This is a genomic window from Staphylococcus sp. GDY8P119P (genome assembly GCF_017892075.1).
Classification (GTDB): domain Bacteria; phylum Bacillota; class Bacilli; order Staphylococcales; family Staphylococcaceae; genus Staphylococcus; species Staphylococcus ureilyticus.
Map to the genome: position 1 here is coordinate 51350 of NZ_JAESKJ010000001.1, position 17945 is coordinate 69294.

The 17945-nt window shown below is 33.0% G+C and carries 13 protein-coding genes; 6 read left to right on the top strand and 7 right to left on the bottom strand.

The window, feature by feature from the left end; translation table 11 throughout:
* Positions 1–80 precede the first annotated feature (80 nt).
* The 4 genes from KA830_RS00245 to KA830_RS00260 all read right to left on the bottom strand — a co-directional run bounded on the left by KA830_RS00245 (position 81) and on the right by KA830_RS00260 (position 3827).
* A complete protein-coding gene (locus KA830_RS00245) occupies positions 81–1088 on the bottom strand; it encodes a PTS sugar transporter subunit IIC (RefSeq protein WP_107520711.1) in 1008 nt (335 codons plus the stop codon).
* 384 nt (positions 1089–1472) lie between these two features.
* Positions 1473–2363: a fructose bisphosphate aldolase gene (locus tag KA830_RS00250; protein WP_046206621.1), complete on the bottom strand. Its 891-nt coding sequence runs from the start codon at positions 2361–2363 to the stop codon at positions 1473–1475.
* A 136-nt stretch (positions 2364–2499) separates the two neighbouring features.
* A complete protein-coding gene (locus KA830_RS00255; RefSeq protein ID WP_204179924.1) occupies positions 2500–3216 on the bottom strand; it encodes a class I SAM-dependent methyltransferase in 717 nt (238 codons plus the stop codon).
* 155 nt (positions 3217–3371) lie between these two features.
* Positions 3372–3827, bottom strand: a complete 456-nt coding sequence (locus KA830_RS00260) for a DUF805 domain-containing protein (protein WP_210134045.1) — start codon at positions 3825–3827, stop codon at positions 3372–3374.
* A gap of 427 nt (positions 3828–4254) precedes the next feature.
* On the opposite strand from KA830_RS00260, the gene KA830_RS00265 reads away from it, so the two are divergent.
* Complete coding sequence (locus tag KA830_RS00265) at positions 4255–5877, top strand: BCCT family transporter (protein WP_103161376.1); 1623 nt, start codon at positions 4255–4257, stop codon at positions 5875–5877.
* 201 nt (positions 5878–6078) lie between these two features.
* On the opposite strand, the gene cudC is transcribed toward KA830_RS00265, so the two are convergent.
* Positions 6079–6633: a choline uptake/conversion transcriptional regulator CudC gene (cudC, locus tag KA830_RS00270; protein ID WP_192946028.1), complete on the bottom strand. Its 555-nt coding sequence runs from the start codon at positions 6631–6633 to the stop codon at positions 6079–6081.
* Positions 6634–6837: 204 nt separating this feature from the next.
* On the opposite strand from cudC, the gene betB reads away from it, so the two are divergent.
* Together betB and betA are read left to right on the top strand one after the other, a co-directional pair.
* Positions 6838–8331 carry a betaine-aldehyde dehydrogenase gene (gene betB / locus KA830_RS00275; protein WP_046206625.1) on the top strand — a complete coding sequence of 498 codons (1494 nt, stop codon included), beginning with the start codon at positions 6838–6840 and terminating at the stop codon, positions 8329–8331.
* Between the two features lie 60 nt (positions 8332–8391).
* Entirely contained in the window at positions 8392–10074 is a 1683-nt protein-coding gene (betA, locus tag KA830_RS00280; protein WP_046206626.1) for a choline dehydrogenase, read from the top strand.
* A 370-nt stretch (positions 10075–10444) separates the two neighbouring features.
* On the opposite strand, the gene KA830_RS00285 is transcribed toward betA, so the two are convergent.
* Positions 10445–12601 (bottom strand): bifunctional glycosyltransferase family 2 protein/CDP-glycerol:glycerophosphate glycerophosphotransferase, encoded by a 2157-nt coding sequence (locus tag KA830_RS00285; RefSeq protein ID WP_046206627.1) that lies wholly within the window; start codon positions 12599–12601, stop codon positions 10445–10447.
* A gap of 389 nt (positions 12602–12990) precedes the next feature.
* Here KA830_RS00285 and KA830_RS00290 point away from each other — a divergent pair, with 389 nt between their 5' ends.
* Positions 12991–13617, top strand: coding sequence for a nitroreductase family protein (locus KA830_RS00290; protein ID WP_064209169.1), 627 nt, complete (start codon positions 12991–12993; stop codon positions 13615–13617).
* A 384-nt stretch (positions 13618–14001) separates the two neighbouring features.
* The gene (locus KA830_RS00295; protein ID WP_070037153.1) at positions 14002–15144 is read left to right on the top strand and encodes a CapA family protein; all 1143 of its coding nucleotides are present in this window, start codon (positions 14002–14004) and stop codon (positions 15142–15144) included.
* 105 nt (positions 15145–15249) lie between these two features.
* Here the strand turns inward: KA830_RS00295 and KA830_RS00300 are convergent, their stop codons facing one another.
* A complete protein-coding gene (locus KA830_RS00300) occupies positions 15250–16188 on the bottom strand; it encodes a nucleoside hydrolase (protein ID WP_046206629.1) in 939 nt (312 codons plus the stop codon).
* Between the two features lie 211 nt (positions 16189–16399).
* On the opposite strand from KA830_RS00300, the gene KA830_RS00305 reads away from it, so the two are divergent.
* Positions 16400–17812 (top strand): MFS transporter, encoded by a 1413-nt coding sequence (locus KA830_RS00305; RefSeq protein ID WP_046206630.1) that lies wholly within the window; start codon positions 16400–16402, stop codon positions 17810–17812.
* Positions 17813–17945 lie beyond the last annotated feature (133 nt).

A 17945-nucleotide genomic window follows, 5' to 3' on the forward strand; every position in this document is an offset into this window, starting at 1 on the left:
TTACATTGATTTAGATGAACATAAACAAATCCTGAGACATGTAAATTGTCTCAGGATTTGTTTTATATTGTATGTCGTTGCTATTTTGCAATGTGAATCAGTTGGTCACCAGGACGTATCCATTGTTTTTTAAAACAAATTCTATAAAGAAAGAAACTGATAATGGCTGGCAATAAAATGTGGAAAGTAAGAATTAAGAACCAAGTCTGTATAGAGCCACCCATTGTATTGATAGTCATAATTTGACCGATGAAGCCGCTTGTGCCCATACCAGCACCTGCAGCATTATTTGTCATAGGGAAGCACGTTGTCATAATAGGTGCAACAATAGCGCTTGTAAGAGTAGGTGGTAGTAAAATCATTGGATGTTTAATGATATTTGGGACTTGCAACATACTTGTACCAATACCTACAGAAAGCACACCACCCCAACCATTATCTTTATAGCCAGTAACTGCAAAACCAACCATTTGTGATGCACAACCAATTGTTGCTGCGCCTGCAGCGAGGCCATTCAAATCTAACATCAACGCTAAAGCTGCACTTGAGATCGGTGCAGTTAAAGCTAAACCAAAGATAACAGAGACTAAGATACCCATGATGAACGGTTGTTGATCCGTGGATGCAATGATAATTTTGCCTAAGCCTGTCATAAATTGATTTAATGCTGGTCCAAAAGCCTTTGCAATAAAACCACCAATTAATATCGTTAGTAGTGGAGATAAAATGATGTCGATTTTTGTTTTGCCAGCATATAATCTACTCAGTTCAACAACGATGACTGTAGCGATATAAGCGCCTACTGGACCACCATCAAAAGTTGTATAACCTAATGTACCTACGATAACACTAGAAAATGTAACGAGTGGTTTTGCGCCTAAACCATAAGCTATCGCCACACCAATAGCGGCACCAGTCATGGACATTGCTACTTTGCCGATTGCTGATAAAAATGTCAGATTTAATTGTGGTAATAATGTTTGTTCTCCAAGCGTTTCTAAAATCAATCCGATAATCAAAGAGCCAAATAACCCTAAAGCCATATAACTTAGCGCTTCAATAATCCATCTATGTAGATAATTTTTCATACTTCCTCCCCTTAAAACCATTGATAATTAGCAAATTAATATAATTATATAGTTTGTCGTGGTTTATAGCTAGTCTATTTAAGGATTTCTTAAAAACTTACATTAAACATGCTTGCTAAAAAATATTGAAAACATTAAGGAATAGTCTCAGTGAGCACATGTTATTTCAAATGCAGTATTCGATTTTTTATGATAAAAAAATGCGTTAGTTAGATTGAGTATAGCAAGATAAGTAATATTGACTGAGGTGTGTAAGACGTTATTACAAATCGCATTTAAACATTGTTATATAAAAACACACCCTGACATTAAAGATCAGGGTGTGTGTTAAGCTTTATTTTTGCCATGTTTCCTGGGAAATATAAAGCTATTGCTGAATGGTTATTAAGCTTTGTTTACTGATGCATCATAGATAGAATCGATTGTATCTGCTAAAATTTTATCAAATTCTTCATCTGATTGATTGACATTTAAGTCATTGATTAATGCACGAGAGAAACTAGCAATTAAGTCTTTGTTTTGTTTTAAAACTTCGTTAGCATGTTCTCTACTATAACCACCGGATAAAGCAACGACACGAACCACATTAGGGTGTGCGATTAATTCTTGATATTGGTTAGCTTTAGTTGGGATTGTTAATTTTAACATTACGAGTTCATCGTCATTTAATTTATTTAGCTCAGCTAATATTGCACTTGATAAGTATGATTCAATCTCTGCTTTGTTATCAGCATTGATATTTACCTCTGGTTCGATAATTGGGACCAATCCAGCAGAGATGATTTGTTTTCCAATTTCGAATTGTTGTTGTACAACTTGGTCAATACCAGTTTTATTAAATTCTAAAATATTAGAACGCATTTTTGTACCGAAAATTTTATGATCATTTGCACGGTTTAATAATTTATCTAAATCTGGAATTGGCTTCATTAATTGCACGCCGTTTTGTTCTTCAGCTAAGCCTTTATCAACTTTTAAGAAAGGAACGACACCTTTATCAGCTAAATAGTCACCAGTATGTTTACCTTCTACCTCACGGTCCATCGTTTGTTCGAAAAGAATTGCACCAATGATTTTATCTGAACTGAATGCAGGTGATGAAACAATTCGTGTACGCATATCATGTACAAGTTTAAACATTTCATCTTCACTGTTATATTGATCTTCAGTTACACCATAGTCACTTAATGCTTTAGGTGTACTGCCACCACTTTGGTCTAATGCAGCAATGAATCCTTTGCCGTTTTTCACTTTATCAAATTGTTCTTTATTCATTCTTACCACTCCTTTTGCTTTTATTCATATATAGTATGATAAAAATTAGGTGTCAACGCAAGTTGTAGGCTCTATGTGAAACGAATTATTCATATTTTAATATGGTTAGCTATGTTGTATGTTTCATAATCATTTATTATTTCGTTAATGCTATTAAAAATATAGGTGTTGGATTATAAAATTCATCATGTGATTGATAAATGCGTTTATGAATGGTCGTATCTACATGGATGGGTTTCGTATTTATTTGCTTAAGGATATTTAAATCGTATTGAGGGCGGTCGTAGTGATTAATTGAAATACTTTGCTTTATATTTTCACTCTCTGCTAACATCGTGTCTCCTAAAGTATGATGCGCGTGATGATTTGGTATATCACTATAATCTGTAAAAGCATCCTTGCCATAATCTCCATCGATATTAATGAGTGTAGCATTTGGTTTTAAAACGCGTAACCATTCTTGGTAGGCAGCTTTTGTATCTGGTAATAACCATGTAACATTTCTAGAAATGACTAGGTCAAAATACGCATCGTCAAAATGTAAATGTTCAGCATCCATGACTTGAAAGTTGACATTTATATTAAAACGTAATGCATTTTGCTTAGCAGATTGAATCATTTCAGGGGAAAGGTCAATACCAGTAACTTGCGCACCTTGTTGTTGACATAGAATTGCTAGAAAACCTGCGCCTGTGCCAATGTCTAAGATTTTCATACCGGGTTCGATTGTTATAATTTGGTTTATTTCAGATAGCCATCTTTCTGCGTGCACACTTTTAAGTTCTGCTTGCTTGTCTTTGCTAAAAGAAGTCGCACGCTTATTCCAATAATTAATGATTTTATTTTTGTTCATGTTAAATACCTCATTTATTATAAATACATTATATATGAATTATAAGCTATTTTAGTTGAAAAGTATGGGATTAATAGTTTTGCAAAAAGAAAAACGGGACAGGAATCGCTTGTAAAGCATGATTTCTGTCCCGTTCTTTATGTGCGTTTTTCTAATTACTTACGTGGTAATCCGTATTGATTAACTACTTTGTCACTATCGGTAATCATGTAAAAGAAAGCGACAATATTTAAAATGAAGAAAATAATGCTACTAATGCCGAAAATAACTGCTAAAATATTGAAAAATAAGCCGTCACCAGATGGGATAAATGAGGCAATTAAAAATAACACGGAAAAGACGGCAAATATAATTGGAAAAGTCATCGTCCGACCAATATCATGCATGCGTCTTGTAGCCACTGAAAAATCAGGAATAAAGATAATAATTGTAAATAAAGCGCTAATTGCGTCACTTATCGACGTTGGTATTTTAAAAATATAGTCTAATAGTATAGCCAATAGAATAGTGATTAATATATTGACTAACAATGGAAACCACAATTCTTTTCTTCTAGCACGCCCTTTAAAATCAAGCACATTTTTCCAATACAATTTATAATAATGCCACATGATATAAACTCCCTTTGTTAAATATTGAGAATTACCAATATTATTTTTTTAAAAAATAAAGTATATTGAAACTTAATTGTGTGTTGAATTTACTATAGAAAAAGGAAAATAGCAACTGTTCGAAAAAATATAAAAAATAATATTAATACATAAATAACGCATAATAATACAAAAAGAAAGTTTGTTCCGTTCGTTAATTTCGTTAAATTTAAACTTAACACTGTGATTGTAACGATTTTAGAGACTGTGACTAATAGAAATATTATATATTTATTCATCTTTTGTGTTTGTGTTTTTTGAATGCAATTTGCATTATTATTAAAAGTTCGTTAGGCTCATGTTTGTAATTTAATAAATGGTTTTGCTAAAAAATTATAGTGATTAGCAAATTTTTTACATATTTTACTAACAATAAGGGGTGTCTATTGTGAAAAAAGAAAGAGTAAAAGTAATGGATTGGACGACCTTTATAGGGTCTTCATTGATATTACTGATTGCAGTTATTCCGATGATGGTTTTTCCTAAGGCCAGTCAGGACATAATTACGCATTTAAATGAGGTCGTGTCGAGTACACTCGGCTCAATATATTTATTGATTGGACTTGCAACGTTAATATTTGTACTTTATATCGCATTTGGTAAATATGGTAATGTGACGCTTGGTAAAGCGACAGACAAGCCTGAATTTAATAATTTTAGTTGGGCAGCTATGCTATTTTGTGCCGGAATTGCTTCAGATATTTTATATTGGGGCGTTATTGAATGGGCATTCTATTATCAAGATCCTCCACATGGCGGTAAAGGAATGACGGATAGTGCATTGAATTACGCTACTATGTATGGCATGTTCCATTGGGGACCAATTGCTTGGGCCACATTTGTATTGCCAGCACTAGCAATTGGTTATCTTGTTTTTATTAAGAAAAAACCAGTTTATAAAATTAGTCAAACAATGCGTCCGATTTTAAGAAGTCAGACAGATGGTATTATAGGAAAAATAGTTGATATTCTATTTATTTTTGGTCTGCTTGGTGGCGCAGCTACTTCATTAGCACTGGGTGTGCCAATGATTTCTGCAGGCATAGAAAAATTAACAGGTATTGGAGACAGTATGTTGATGCGTAGCATTATTCTCTTCACAATTACAGCTGTCTTCGCATATAGTTCTTATTCTGGTTTGAAAAAAGGAATTAAAGTTTTAAGTGATGCGAATGTTATTTTATCTTTTGTATTACTAGGATTTGTATTTATTGTTGGACCGACTGTATTTATTATGGAAACGTCCATCACTGGTATGGGTAACATGATTAAAAATTTCTTCCAAATGGCTACATGGATTGAACCATTTGGCGGTATAGGTGGTCGTAAAGAAACGAATTTCCCACAACAATGGACGATTTTCTATTGGTCATGGTGGATTGTATATGCGCCATTTATAGGATTGTTTATTGCGCGTATTTCTAAAGGACGTACACTTAAAGAAATTGTGCTTGGAACAATTGTTTATGGGACGTTAGGATGTGCACTGTTCTTTGGTATTTTTGGAAACTATGCAGTTTATTTACAAATCACTGGTTCATTCGATGTGATCCATTTCTTAAATACGCATGGTACAGAGGCTACTATTATAGAAGTTATGCATCAATTACCATTCCCTAATTTAATCATTGTACTATTCTTGTTATCTGCATTCTTATTCTTAGCGACTACATTTGATTCAGGTTCATATATCTTGGCTGCAGCTTCTCAAAAGAAAGTTATCGGCGAGCCATTAAAAGCAAATAGATTGTACTGGGCTTTTGCATTATGTCTATTACCATTTGGATTGATGTTAGTAGGTGGTGAACGAGCGTTAGAAGTTTTGAAAACAGCTTCTTTATTAGCTAGTGTCCCGCTGTTGGCTATATTTGTCATGATGATGATTTCATTCTTAAGGACATTGTCCGAAGATAGATTGAAACTAGAAGATAGAGCCGAAAAATATAGGGAAGTAGAAAGACGTTCGTTACGTATAACACAAGTAAGAGAACGGAAAGAAAATGATAAGTAATATAAAACAAGCGCACCACTATCTTATTTTACGGTGAGATAGTGGTGCGCTTATTTTGTATAGAGACAGTGATTCGGATTACTTTGTAAAACGAGTAGCATGTATAGTATTCAATCACTATGAACACATACTTAAAGCTGAGACATTATAAACTGTCTCAGCTTTTTAACTAAAAATGTTAAAAGCAAGCTTCCAACATAACTATAACTCTTTTTTTTCTGGAATTGGGAAATATTTAAATATTTCACCAGATTCTAATGCATTGCTTAAATTATCTAACCATTCATAATAAGGTAAAGTATCTAATAATTGTTGTTTAACTTCCTCTGCTTCAGATTTTGTAGCTTCATCTGCTTTGCTGTTATCAATAATCTTATCAAGGATGGCTACTGCATCATGAACACCTTCTGAATTAATAACAATTTCACGACGCCATTTGCGTGAAAAGAAATTACTAAAGAAATTAAAGAAATCTTTTTCAGCGACAAAATGTTGTTTTCTACTTCCCCTTGTGAATTGTTGCTTAACAATATCAAATTCTTGCAATCTTTTAACACCAGCACTCATGCTGGGTTTGCTCATTTGTAATTGTTCTCTCATTTCATCAAGTGTCATACTGTCTTCAAAGAGCATTGTTCCAAATAAGTTTCCTACACTTCTATTGATGCCGTACAAATCCATGGTTTCGCCAATAGCATTAATAACGATATCCTTAGCTTCCTCTAATTGATAATCAGGGTTGGTTGAATGTACCAATTGTCCACCTCCGTTCAAGTCCTTATAGAGTTAAGTGAAAAATAAATAGTGAGTTTCTATAGTTTACCTTCCATATAAAAAAGATGCATGCATAAACCCCTATCATATTTAAACACATTTGACACTTTTTCAACTACTATGATAACATAAAGTTCATAAAATTCGTTAAATAAAAATTTAACAAACTTAACGGAGGTAATTTTAATGGAACTTGTAGATCATTTATCTCGTCTTCAATATATAGATGGAGCATGGGTGGAAAGCTCAAATAAGCAAACGAGAGAGATTATTAATCCATATAATCAAGCAGTTATTCTTGAAGTAGCAGAAGGAACTGCAGAAGATAGTGAACGTGCAATTTTAGCAGCAAGACGCGCTTTTGAAGCAGGGACATGGGCTAATGAAACAAGTGAAAATAGAGGTAAGAAAGTTAGAGCAATAGCTAATATGATCGAAAAACATCGTGAAGAATTAGCGAAACTTGAAACGTTAGATACAGGTAAGACATTAGAAGAGTCTTATGCTGATATGGACGATATTGCAAATGTATTTAACTTTTTCGCTGGGTTAGCAGATAAAGATGGGGGAGAAATTATTGATTCTCCTATTCCGAATACAGAAAGTAAAGTCGTTAAAGAACCAGTTGGTGTAGTAACACAAATCACACCTTGGAATTATCCTTTACTTCAAGCATCTTGGAAAATTGCGCCAGCATTAGCGACTGGTTGTTCTTTAGTAATGAAACCAAGTGAAATTACACCATTAACAACAATCCGTGTGTTTGAATTGATGGAAGAAGTTGGCTTCCCTAAAGGTGTCATTAACCTAGTATTAGGTAAAGGTTCTGAAGTTGGAGAACCACTATCAGCACATAAAGATGTCGATTTAGTTTCATTTACAGGCGGCATTCAAACAGGTAAACATATCATGAAACAAGCGGCAGATCATGTAACAAATGTTGCTTTAGAACTCGGTGGTAAAAACCCTAATATTATATTCGAAGATGCAGACTTTGAACTTGCAGTTGATCAAGCGCTAAATGGTGGCTTTTTCCATGCAGGTCAAGTATGTTCAGCTGGTGCAAGAATCATAGTAGATAACAAAATAAAAAAACAATTTGAACAAGCGTTAATTGAAAGAATTAAAAATATTAAATTGGGTGACGGCTTTAACCCAGAAACTGAAATGGGTCCAGTAATCTCTGCAGAACATAGAGAAAAAATAGAGAAATATATAGAAATAGCTAAATCAGAAAATGCCACTATTGCTATCGGCGGTAAACGCCCAGAACGTGAGGACTTACAAGACGGCTTATTCTTTGAACCAACAGTGATTACTGATTGTGATACTTCAATGCGTATCGTTCAAGAAGAAGTGTTTGGACCTGTAGTAACAATCGAAGGTTTTGATACAGAAGCGCAGGCAATCACACTAGCTAACGATTCTATTTATGGACTAGCTGGCGGTGTATTTACTAACGATGTTGGTAAAGCAGAACGTGTCGTTAATCAATTAAGAATGGGCACAGTTTGGATTAACGATTTCCATCCATATTTTGCGCAAGCACCATGGGGCGGATATAAACAGTCAGGTATTGGTAGAGAACTTGGAAAAGAAGGTCTAGCAGAGTACCAAGTTGAGAAACATATCCTTCGTAACACAAATCCAGAGCCTGTAAATTGGTTCGGTAAAGCGTAACGTTAATCACAAAATTTACGATGAAGCTTATAAATATGTATATCAGGAGGCTATATAAAAATGAGAGAAGCATATGATTATATTATTATCGGAGGCGGTAGTGCCGGATCAGTATTAGGTGCGAGAATTAGTGAAGATGTATCTAATAACGTACTTGTACTTGAGGCAGGACGTAGTGACTATCCTTGGGATTTATTAATCCAAATGCCAGCTGCTTTAATGTATCCAGCAGGCAATAAACTGTATGATTGGATTTATGAAACTAACGAAGAACCACATATGGACGGTAGAAAAGTAGGTCATGCCCGTGGTAAAGTGCTTGGTGGTTCAAGTTCTATTAACGGCATGATTTATCAAAGAGGTAACCCAATGGACTATGAAAAATGGGCAAAACCTGAAGGCATGGATAATTGGGATTTTGCACATTGTTTACCATACTTTAAACGTTTAGAAACAACATTTGGTTCAAGTAAAGATGATCCATACCGTGGCCATCATGGTCCGATTAAATTAAGAAGAGGCCCTGCATCGAATCCATTATTCCAAGCGTTTTTTAATGCAGGTGTAGAAGCGGGCTATAACAAGACACCAGATGTTAATGGTTTCCGACAAGAAGGATTTGGTCCTTTTGATAGCCAAGTTCATAATGGTCGTCGTGTTTCAGCTTCAAGAGCATATTTACATCCAGCAATGAAACGTAAAAATTTAGACGTACAAACACGTGCTTTTGTTACTAAACTAAATTTCGAAGGAAATAAAGTAACTGGTGTTACATTTAAGAAAAATGGTAAAGAACATACAGTTCATGCTAAAGAAGTCATTTTATCAGGTGGTGCGATAAATTCACCACAATTATTACAATTATCTGGTATTGGTGATTCAGAACATTTACGTTCTGTAGGTATCGAGCCACGTTTACACTTACCAGGTGTAGGCGAAAACTTTGAAGACCATTTAGAGGTATATGTGCAACATGCATGTAAACAACCTGTATCAATGCAACCAAGTTTGAATAAATTGAAAATGCCATTTATTGGTTTGCAATGGATATTAGGTCGTAAGGGTGCTGCAGCATCCAATCATTTTGAAGGTGGCGGCTTTGTTCGTTCTAACAATGAAGTAGATTATCCAAACCTAATGTTCCACTTCTTACCGATTGCAGTAAGATACGATGGTACTAAAGCGCCAACTGCACATGGTTATCAAGTTCACGTTGGTCCAATGTACTCTAATTCACGTGGCCACTTGAAGATTAAATCTAAGGATCCATTTGAAAAACCGGATTTCGTCTTCAATTATTTGTCTACTGAAGAAGATAAACGTGAGTGGGTAGAAGCAATTAAAGTAGCTAGAAATATCTTGTCTCAAAAAGCTTTAGATCCATTCAATGGTGGAGAGATTTCACCAGGACCTGAGGTTCAAACAGATGAAGAAATTATCGAATGGGTAAAACGTGATGGAGAAACAGCATTACATCCATCTTGTAGTTGTAGAATGGGACCAAAATCTGATGAAATGTCAGTAGTAGATCCTGAGACATTTAAAGTACATGGTATGGAAAATTTACGTGTCGTAGATGCTTCAGTTATGCCACGTACGACAAATGGTAATATCCATTCTCCAGTATTGATGATAGCTGAAAGAGCTGCTGATGTAATTAGAGGTAAAAAACCATTAGAACCTGAATATATTGATTTTTATCGTCATGGTGTACATGATAAAGACGCAGGTACAGTAAAATAAAGTACAGGCTATTAATATATAAGAACCTCCTATTTTCATTCGTAATAAATGAAAACGGGAGGTTTATTTTAATGGATTGAAACCATTGGTTATGAAATAACAACCTCTTTAATTTATGAAGCTGAATACGCTAAGTTGAAGGTGTGTTTTCTTTAAACTATAGTACTTCAGTGACAGTGATTTAAGAACGTATTTTTCTCCAAGTATAGTCTGCGTGCAAGACTACTAGTTTAAACTACTTACACATATTGTACTTCAGTGGATCAAAGATGTAAGATTTTAAAAATAATAGCGCGCTAATCCATCATGGATTAGCGCGCTTGTTTGTACATAGCCATATATAAGCTATGCGCATGATATCTTTTAATATTTATTGATTTTTGGTAATTAAATCAGCGATTGCTTTAGCAGCATTACCATTTTCAATTGAGCAAAAATCATTATAAAATTTATCAATTTTAGGTTTATAATCAGTTTCAATTTGATTTAAATGTTGTAAATCTTCAGCTAGTTGATATGCATCTTGATAAATAGGTCCTGGTAAATCTTTGTGATAGTCTAAATAGAAGCCTCTTAAATCTTTAGCATATTTATCTAGATCATAAGCAAAGAAAATTTGAGGTCTTTTTAATACGCCATAGTCAAACATTACAGAAGAATAATCTGTGATTAAGCAATCAGAAATGAGATATAATTCTGAGATGTCACTATAGTTTGATACATCGATTGCAAAATCTTCATAACCTCTTAAGTCTAATGCGTTAGCAATAAGATAATGCATTCTTAATAGAATAACATAGTCATCACCAATTTTTTGCTGTAAATTATTTAAATCGATTTTTAAGTCGAATAAATATTTTCCTTTTTTGACAAATTCATCATCACGCCAAGTTGGTGCATACATAATTACTTTTTTGTCTTTAGGTAAATTTAAGTTTTCTTTAATTTCTTGAATGTAAGCTTGATCATTTGCACGATTAACTAAGACATCATTTCTAGGATAACCAATTTCAAGTATTTTCTCTGGTGGCATCCAAAAAGCTGTTTCAAATATCTTAGATGAATAAGCATTTGGAGAGACAAGGTAATCCCATCTGCTTGTTTCTTCTTTGAAATTACGCTTATAGTTATCAGTTGTTGTTCCAGGCATACGGATGACTTTCATATCATTTGCTAAGCGTTTTAAAGGCGTGCCGTGCCATGTTTGAATATAAACTTGGTTAGCTTTTTTATTTAGGTATAATGGGAGTCTTGCATTTGTTACCCAGTATTTTGCACTAGCGTAAGCTTCATAGTATGCGTTAGAACCCTTTTTAACTTTTTTGGCAGGTCCTGGTAAATAGACTTGATCAGGTTTTCTGAATACCCAAATAAATTCATAGTTTGGATGGTATTTCATCATATACTCATAGATATACTTTGGACTGTCACTATAATTTTTACCACCAAAAGCTTCGAAAACGATTGTATTCGGCTTAACTTTGTTTTCGCTATCTGTAAGTTGATATAATGAACGGTTTTTATTTTTTCGACGTAAAACAACATTTTTAGCTAAGCGTGCACGCTTTCTAAATCGATTTACTTTAAATGCCGGCTTTTTCTTATTAAACATAAGCATTAATGATTCTAAAATAAATAATGGTTTCTCGCTTTTGAATATTGTAGTCATTAACTGTCTTGTGACTTTTGGTAAAAGCTCACTATTTGATTTATATCTTTCAGGTGTTTTTCTTAATGATGGCTCAAACGAATCTCTATATAAATTTTTCATCTTAGTTTTAATGAATTTTTTGTTTTCTTTTAAAGGCGCACGTTTTACAGCGTCTGAAAAACTATAAACGTAGTCATTAAAAATAATATTGAAATCTTGAGTTGACAACGTCGGTTTTTCAAACGGATCATAAATTTCTCCTTTAATATAGAAAGGGAATCTACTGATTCTTACAAAACCGTTTGAATATTTAATGAATTCTAAGACGAAAGACCAGTCGATAAAGATATCTAAATCTTCATTGAATTTAATATTATGTCCACGCATAATTGCTGTTTTAAAAACGATATTACAAACAGAATGTTTACGTAGAAATTGATTTGATTTTGTTTTAGTGTTTAAATATTGCACTTTCACTAAATTTTGATCGACGTATTGTGGCACATCTAAAGTGAAAGAATGAATAGGTGCAATTAAAGCATCGTATTGATTTAAATGTTTCATATAGAAAGCTAACGCATAAGACGCAAGATAATCATCAGAATCTATAAATATAAAATAAGGTGATGTTACTGAATCTAGCGCAATATTTCTTGCATAAGCATGTCCGAAATTTTGAGTTAAATCAATTTCTTTAATTGAGATGTTCCAATCTTTGATTGTTTCAGTTGCAATAGCTTTTGAACTATCAGTTGAACCATCGTTCACTAATATTAATTCAAAATCTTGGAACCTTTGATTTTTTAAACTGTTTAAGCAATTTTCAATATAATCTTCGGAGTTGTAATAAGTTACAATTACTGATACAGATTTCATTATTTTACCTCTTTTTCCATTAACTCTATTTATTATTTGAATAGCATACTTGTGCTGATAATATTCAAAATAATAGGGTGTTTTTTTAAAATAACTTCACCGTTTAGGAGTTAAAACGGATTTATTTATTTTACTACAATATAAATATATATTCAAAACATCAACTATTGTTTATTTTCAATTACACTTTTATAAAAATTATTGAAATAAACGTTTTACTTAAATCTTAATTATTTTGATAAATTAATAACTTCATTATAGGGAATTCTAGAGGCAAAATAAAATATTTCCAAACTAGAAATCATTAAATATTTAAACAGATGATTTGTAAAATATAACAAATTGCGTATAATTTGATTTTGTAAAAAAAGATTAAGGAGAATTTTGGAATGAAGAATAATGATTTTGAAGATGTTGTGTTAAATAGGAAATCTGTAAAAGTGTTTGATGAACAAGTCAAAATTCCTAGAACTGAAATGGATGAGATGATACAAAAAGCAACAAAAGCGCCATCGTCTGTGAATATGCAACCGTGGAGATTTTTAGTGGTTGAAAGTGAAGCAGGAAAAGAAAAATTGAAGCCACTTGTTCGTTTTAATACCCGTCAAAATGATACATCCGCAGCTATGGTTATTATATTTGGCGATATGCAAAATTATGAATATGGAGAAGACATCTATCATAATGCAGTTTTAAATGGTTATATGCCTGAAGAAGTAAAGGTTGAAATGTTAGGCAAAATATTGCCTTTATATAAAAGTTTAAATCGTGCAGAAATGAATGATATTATAAAAATTGATAGTAGCTTAGCAGCAATGCAATTTATGCTCGTTGCTAGGTCTTATGGTTATGATACAAATCCTATTGGTGGTTTTGAAAAAGATCAAATTGCTGAAGCATTTGATTTAGATCCAGAACGCTTTGAACCAGTAATGATTGTTGCTATAGGAAAAGCTAAAAATCCGGGTCATGACTCTTATAGATTGTCAGCGGAGACTGTTACAAAATATGTTTAAAATTTATAATTTTAAGGAAGCTAAGTTAAATAGTATTAACGACTTGAATATTAAATGGCTGAAGAATGTTAATAATTTATCGTTAGCTAGCTATGAATGTTATTTCTAAGATGACTAAAATGATAAATTAGCAAAAAGCAATAAATGCTTGAACATAAAAAGTTGATACTCAAAAATAAGCAGGTGAATCTAAATAAGGTTTGCGTGCTTATTTTTATAGTATTTATTACATAACCAAAAAGTACATTTCTATAAATATGTGTAATAAAAGCTTAACTTTTTGAACTTTATTATGTTATAAATAGTTTATAAATGTAGGAAACGGTAGGATTCGTAATTAAAAAAACAAGCTAACAATTTATATTGTATAGTAGAGGTGTTTGTGTGTTGAAATATAAAATTTTACTTCCTTTATTGTTTTTGTGTTTTATCATAGTTGGTGCATGTTGCTTATTAAATATTAAGCATTTGAGTCAGAACGTTTCATTTTATGCGGTGGGGGATAATTTAATTCATCCAGCAGTTTATCATGATGCTTCAGTGAATAACGGAAGTTTTGATTTTAAACCAATGTATAGTCATTTGAAAAAAGATATTGAAGCTTCGGATATAGCTTATATAAATCAAGAATCTCCCATTGGTGGAGATAGCAAAGGATTGTCTGGGTTTAAGCGCTTTAATACGCCAGAAGCTATAGCAAAAGATTTATCTGACTCAGGGTTCAATTTAGTGAACGGTGCTAATAATCATGCATTAGATCAAGGGACGAGTGGACTTATGAATGAAATTGCACTTTGGAAGCAATTTGATGATATTGAATATTTTGGAACATATAATTCACAAAACAATAGAGATACAGTTCAAATTATGAATAAAAACGATATTAATATAGCTTTATTGAGTTATACATATGGCACGAATGGTATTCGATCGGATAAACCATATTACATAAATTACTTTGATGAAAAGCAAATAAAAAGAGACGTGGCTAAGGCAAAAAAACAAAGTGATGTTGTTATCGTTTCAGCACATTGGGGTAATGAAGGTAAACATAAACCAAATAAAACACAACAGAAATATGCGAAAGTGTTTGCTGATGCTGGGGTAGATGTAGTGATTGGAACGCATCCCCATGTCATTCAACCTGTGAAGTGGATTAAGGGTAAAGATAATCATAAAACATTAGTGGCTTATTCCCTGGGAAATTTTTTGAATGGTCAAAAAACAGGTGATGAAAACAATGTACTGGGAGGTAATTTAGCGTTCGATATTGAAAAAACACCGAAGCAAACTAAAATCAAGCAAGTCAGATGGAAATCACTAGTAACACATTATGAGCTGGAACCGACTTTATATAGCAATAAGGAACAAAATTTTAAAATGTATCCTTTAAATCAATATAATAATGAGTTAGCACGTAAGCATGGTTTAAATCAAAAAAATCAAGGTAATGTTAACGTGGAACGTTTAGAGGAAATCACTAAAGCAAACATTGATTCTGAATTTGTGACTAACGAAAGTTTCTGATTATTATTTATTTATAAAATGAATATGCTTATTTAATAGCATAAAAAGAAGAAGCGTAATCAATTCACATGTTTTGATTGTGCTTCTTCTTTGAGTTATGTGTATTTATTTTACTTGCTTAGCTAAACTTGTAATGTAATTAAAAAAGCTATCATGTTCAACATGATGTACCACAGAAACTAACCGGCCATTTGCTTCATCGATATATGTACATCCTTGACTAGGACCATTAACATGAACAGAAGTTTTTACATCGTGTTGTTTTACTAAGTCTGGTTTACCGACATAAGCAGTTGTTAAAACATCCCATAAGAAATATGTAGAATTTGTTTGGAAATGTGTGAGCGGTGGCACAGCAGCATAACTTACACCTAAAAAATCAACACCAGTATAAGCGCGTTCGTTGGCCCACATTTGTCTAATGTCCCAAGTCATAGGTACTTGATTCGTACTTTCTAAAGCGACCATATCAATCTTTAGTTCTGTATCAAAAATGGTTTTAACAGCTTCAGGGTCCCAAAATGCATTCCATTCAGCTGTGCCGTCATGTTCGGGTTCTTCTACATTCCCTTTTTCTAAAAATGTGCCTCCCATCCATACTAACCGTTCAATATTATTTACGAGTTTTGGTTCAACGGAGATAGCTTTAGCTAGATCCGTAAGCGGCCCAGTAAATAATAATGTAACTTTTTCATCGCTCGCGTTTACTTTTTCGATAATATCTTCATATGCCTCATGTGTTAATATTTTAGAATGTTGCGAAGTAGGCTCATTCAGTATAGGTAATGCATCCATAAAGAAAGCATGCATACGCCAATCTTTTGGGAAAGGATTTTTGCCGCGTGCTTTTGATGCTGCTACATGGACAGGCGTTAATGAAAAACGATTTATTATTTTTTGTGATGCACTCACAGCTGGTTCTATGTAACTGTCAGCACCGATTGCACTGACACCAATCAAATCGACTTCTTCCATTTGAAGTAATAAGAAAAGTGAGATTAAATCATCTACACCACCGTCATGATTAAAATAAACTTTTTTCATAAATATAATCCTCCGAATTCAATGATTTTAAATAATTATACCAAACTCAGTTATTAGTATAAGCAATTTAAACAAAAGTTCATAAATCTTTAGCACATGATATTAAAAGGCACAGGGTGGGAAAATTCTGAAAATAAAAAATGTAAGTGTTTATATATATGCGTAAAGGTTATGTTATATCTATGGAAGTAAATAAGGGGTGTTTTTATTTGTGAAGTTTAAAAAAGAAAAAGTGAATCATGTAGATTCAAATCAAGCTAAAAAAGGTGTAGTAGCAACAGGGATAGGTAATGCAATCGAATGGTTTGATTTTGGATTGTATGCACAATTAGCAGTGGTGATTAGTGCGAATTTTTTCGGTAATTTGCCACAAGAAATGCAAATTGTGTCAACCTTTGCAGTTTTTGCTTTTGCATTTATTGTAAGACCAATTGGAGGAATATTTTTCAGTCATTTGGGAGATAAATATGGTAGAAAAATAGTTTTATCTACTACCATTTTATTGATGGCTGCCTCTACATTAATGCTCGGTTTGTTACCAACGCAGGAACAAATTGGTATTTGGGCACCCATACTATTATTAGTAGTTCGAATGATTCAATCATTCTCCACTGGTGGGGAGTATGCAGGAGCGATGACTTATATTGCTGAGACATCTCCAGATAAAACACGAGGTAAATTAGGCAGTGGACTAGAAATAGGAACACTTGCAGGAAATATATTAGCTGCAATACTTGCTGGTACAATGTATAGTTTGTTGAATGACCAGCAAATGGCTGAATGGGGTTGGAGAATTCCATTTATTATAGCAGCGCCATTAGGTATTGTTGGTATTATACTTCGTTCGAGTCTTGATGAAAGTCCAGCTTATGAGTCCACATTAGAAGAACAAAAAGAATTAGAATATTCATATTTAGATATTTTTAAATATTATTGGAAAGACGTTGTAGTTTGCTTTACAGGCGTAGCTTTCTTGAATGTAGCCAATTACATGGTATTGTCATATATGCCTTCGTTCTTGAATACGACGATTAATTTAGGTGGGACAATGGGTTCAATATTAAGTACAATCACTATGTTGCTCATGATTCCAGCTGTATTTTTCTTTGGGTGGTATAGTGATAAAATTGGAAATAAACGTACGATTATATTTGGTTTAGCAGGTTTCAGCTTATTCTCAGTGTTAGCATTTTGGTTAATGAGCATACCGATGTTGCCTTTAGTTATCTTAGGTTTATTTATCATTGCATTATTTATGTCAACATTTGAAGGTGTTATGCCTTCAGTGTTACCAAGTATGTTCCACACTAAAGTCAGATTGCGTACGCTATCGCTTGTATATAATATAGGTGCTGCTATTTTTGGTGGTTTAACACCATTTATCCTTTCTACACTTGTAGAGACAACTGGCCAACAAATTGCACCTTCCTATTATTTGATGTTTATAAATATTGTTGGCTTAATAATCTTTGTAACAATGTTCAAATCAACATCTAATAAATCTTTAAGAGGATCATATCCAAATGTAGAATCCCAAGAAGATTACGAAGATGTGATTCAAAATCCAAAAGATGCATTGTGGTGGGAAAAAGAAGTTAAACACGAAAAACGTAGCACAACATAGCATGATTGAAATCACAGTTTTTTAACAAAATATTTTAGAATTTTGGTTTTAAGATTGAGCCTCAAAAGGTTGCTAATAAAAGTAATCTTTTGGGGCTCATTTTATATTCGTATTGAATTTCATTGATAATAAT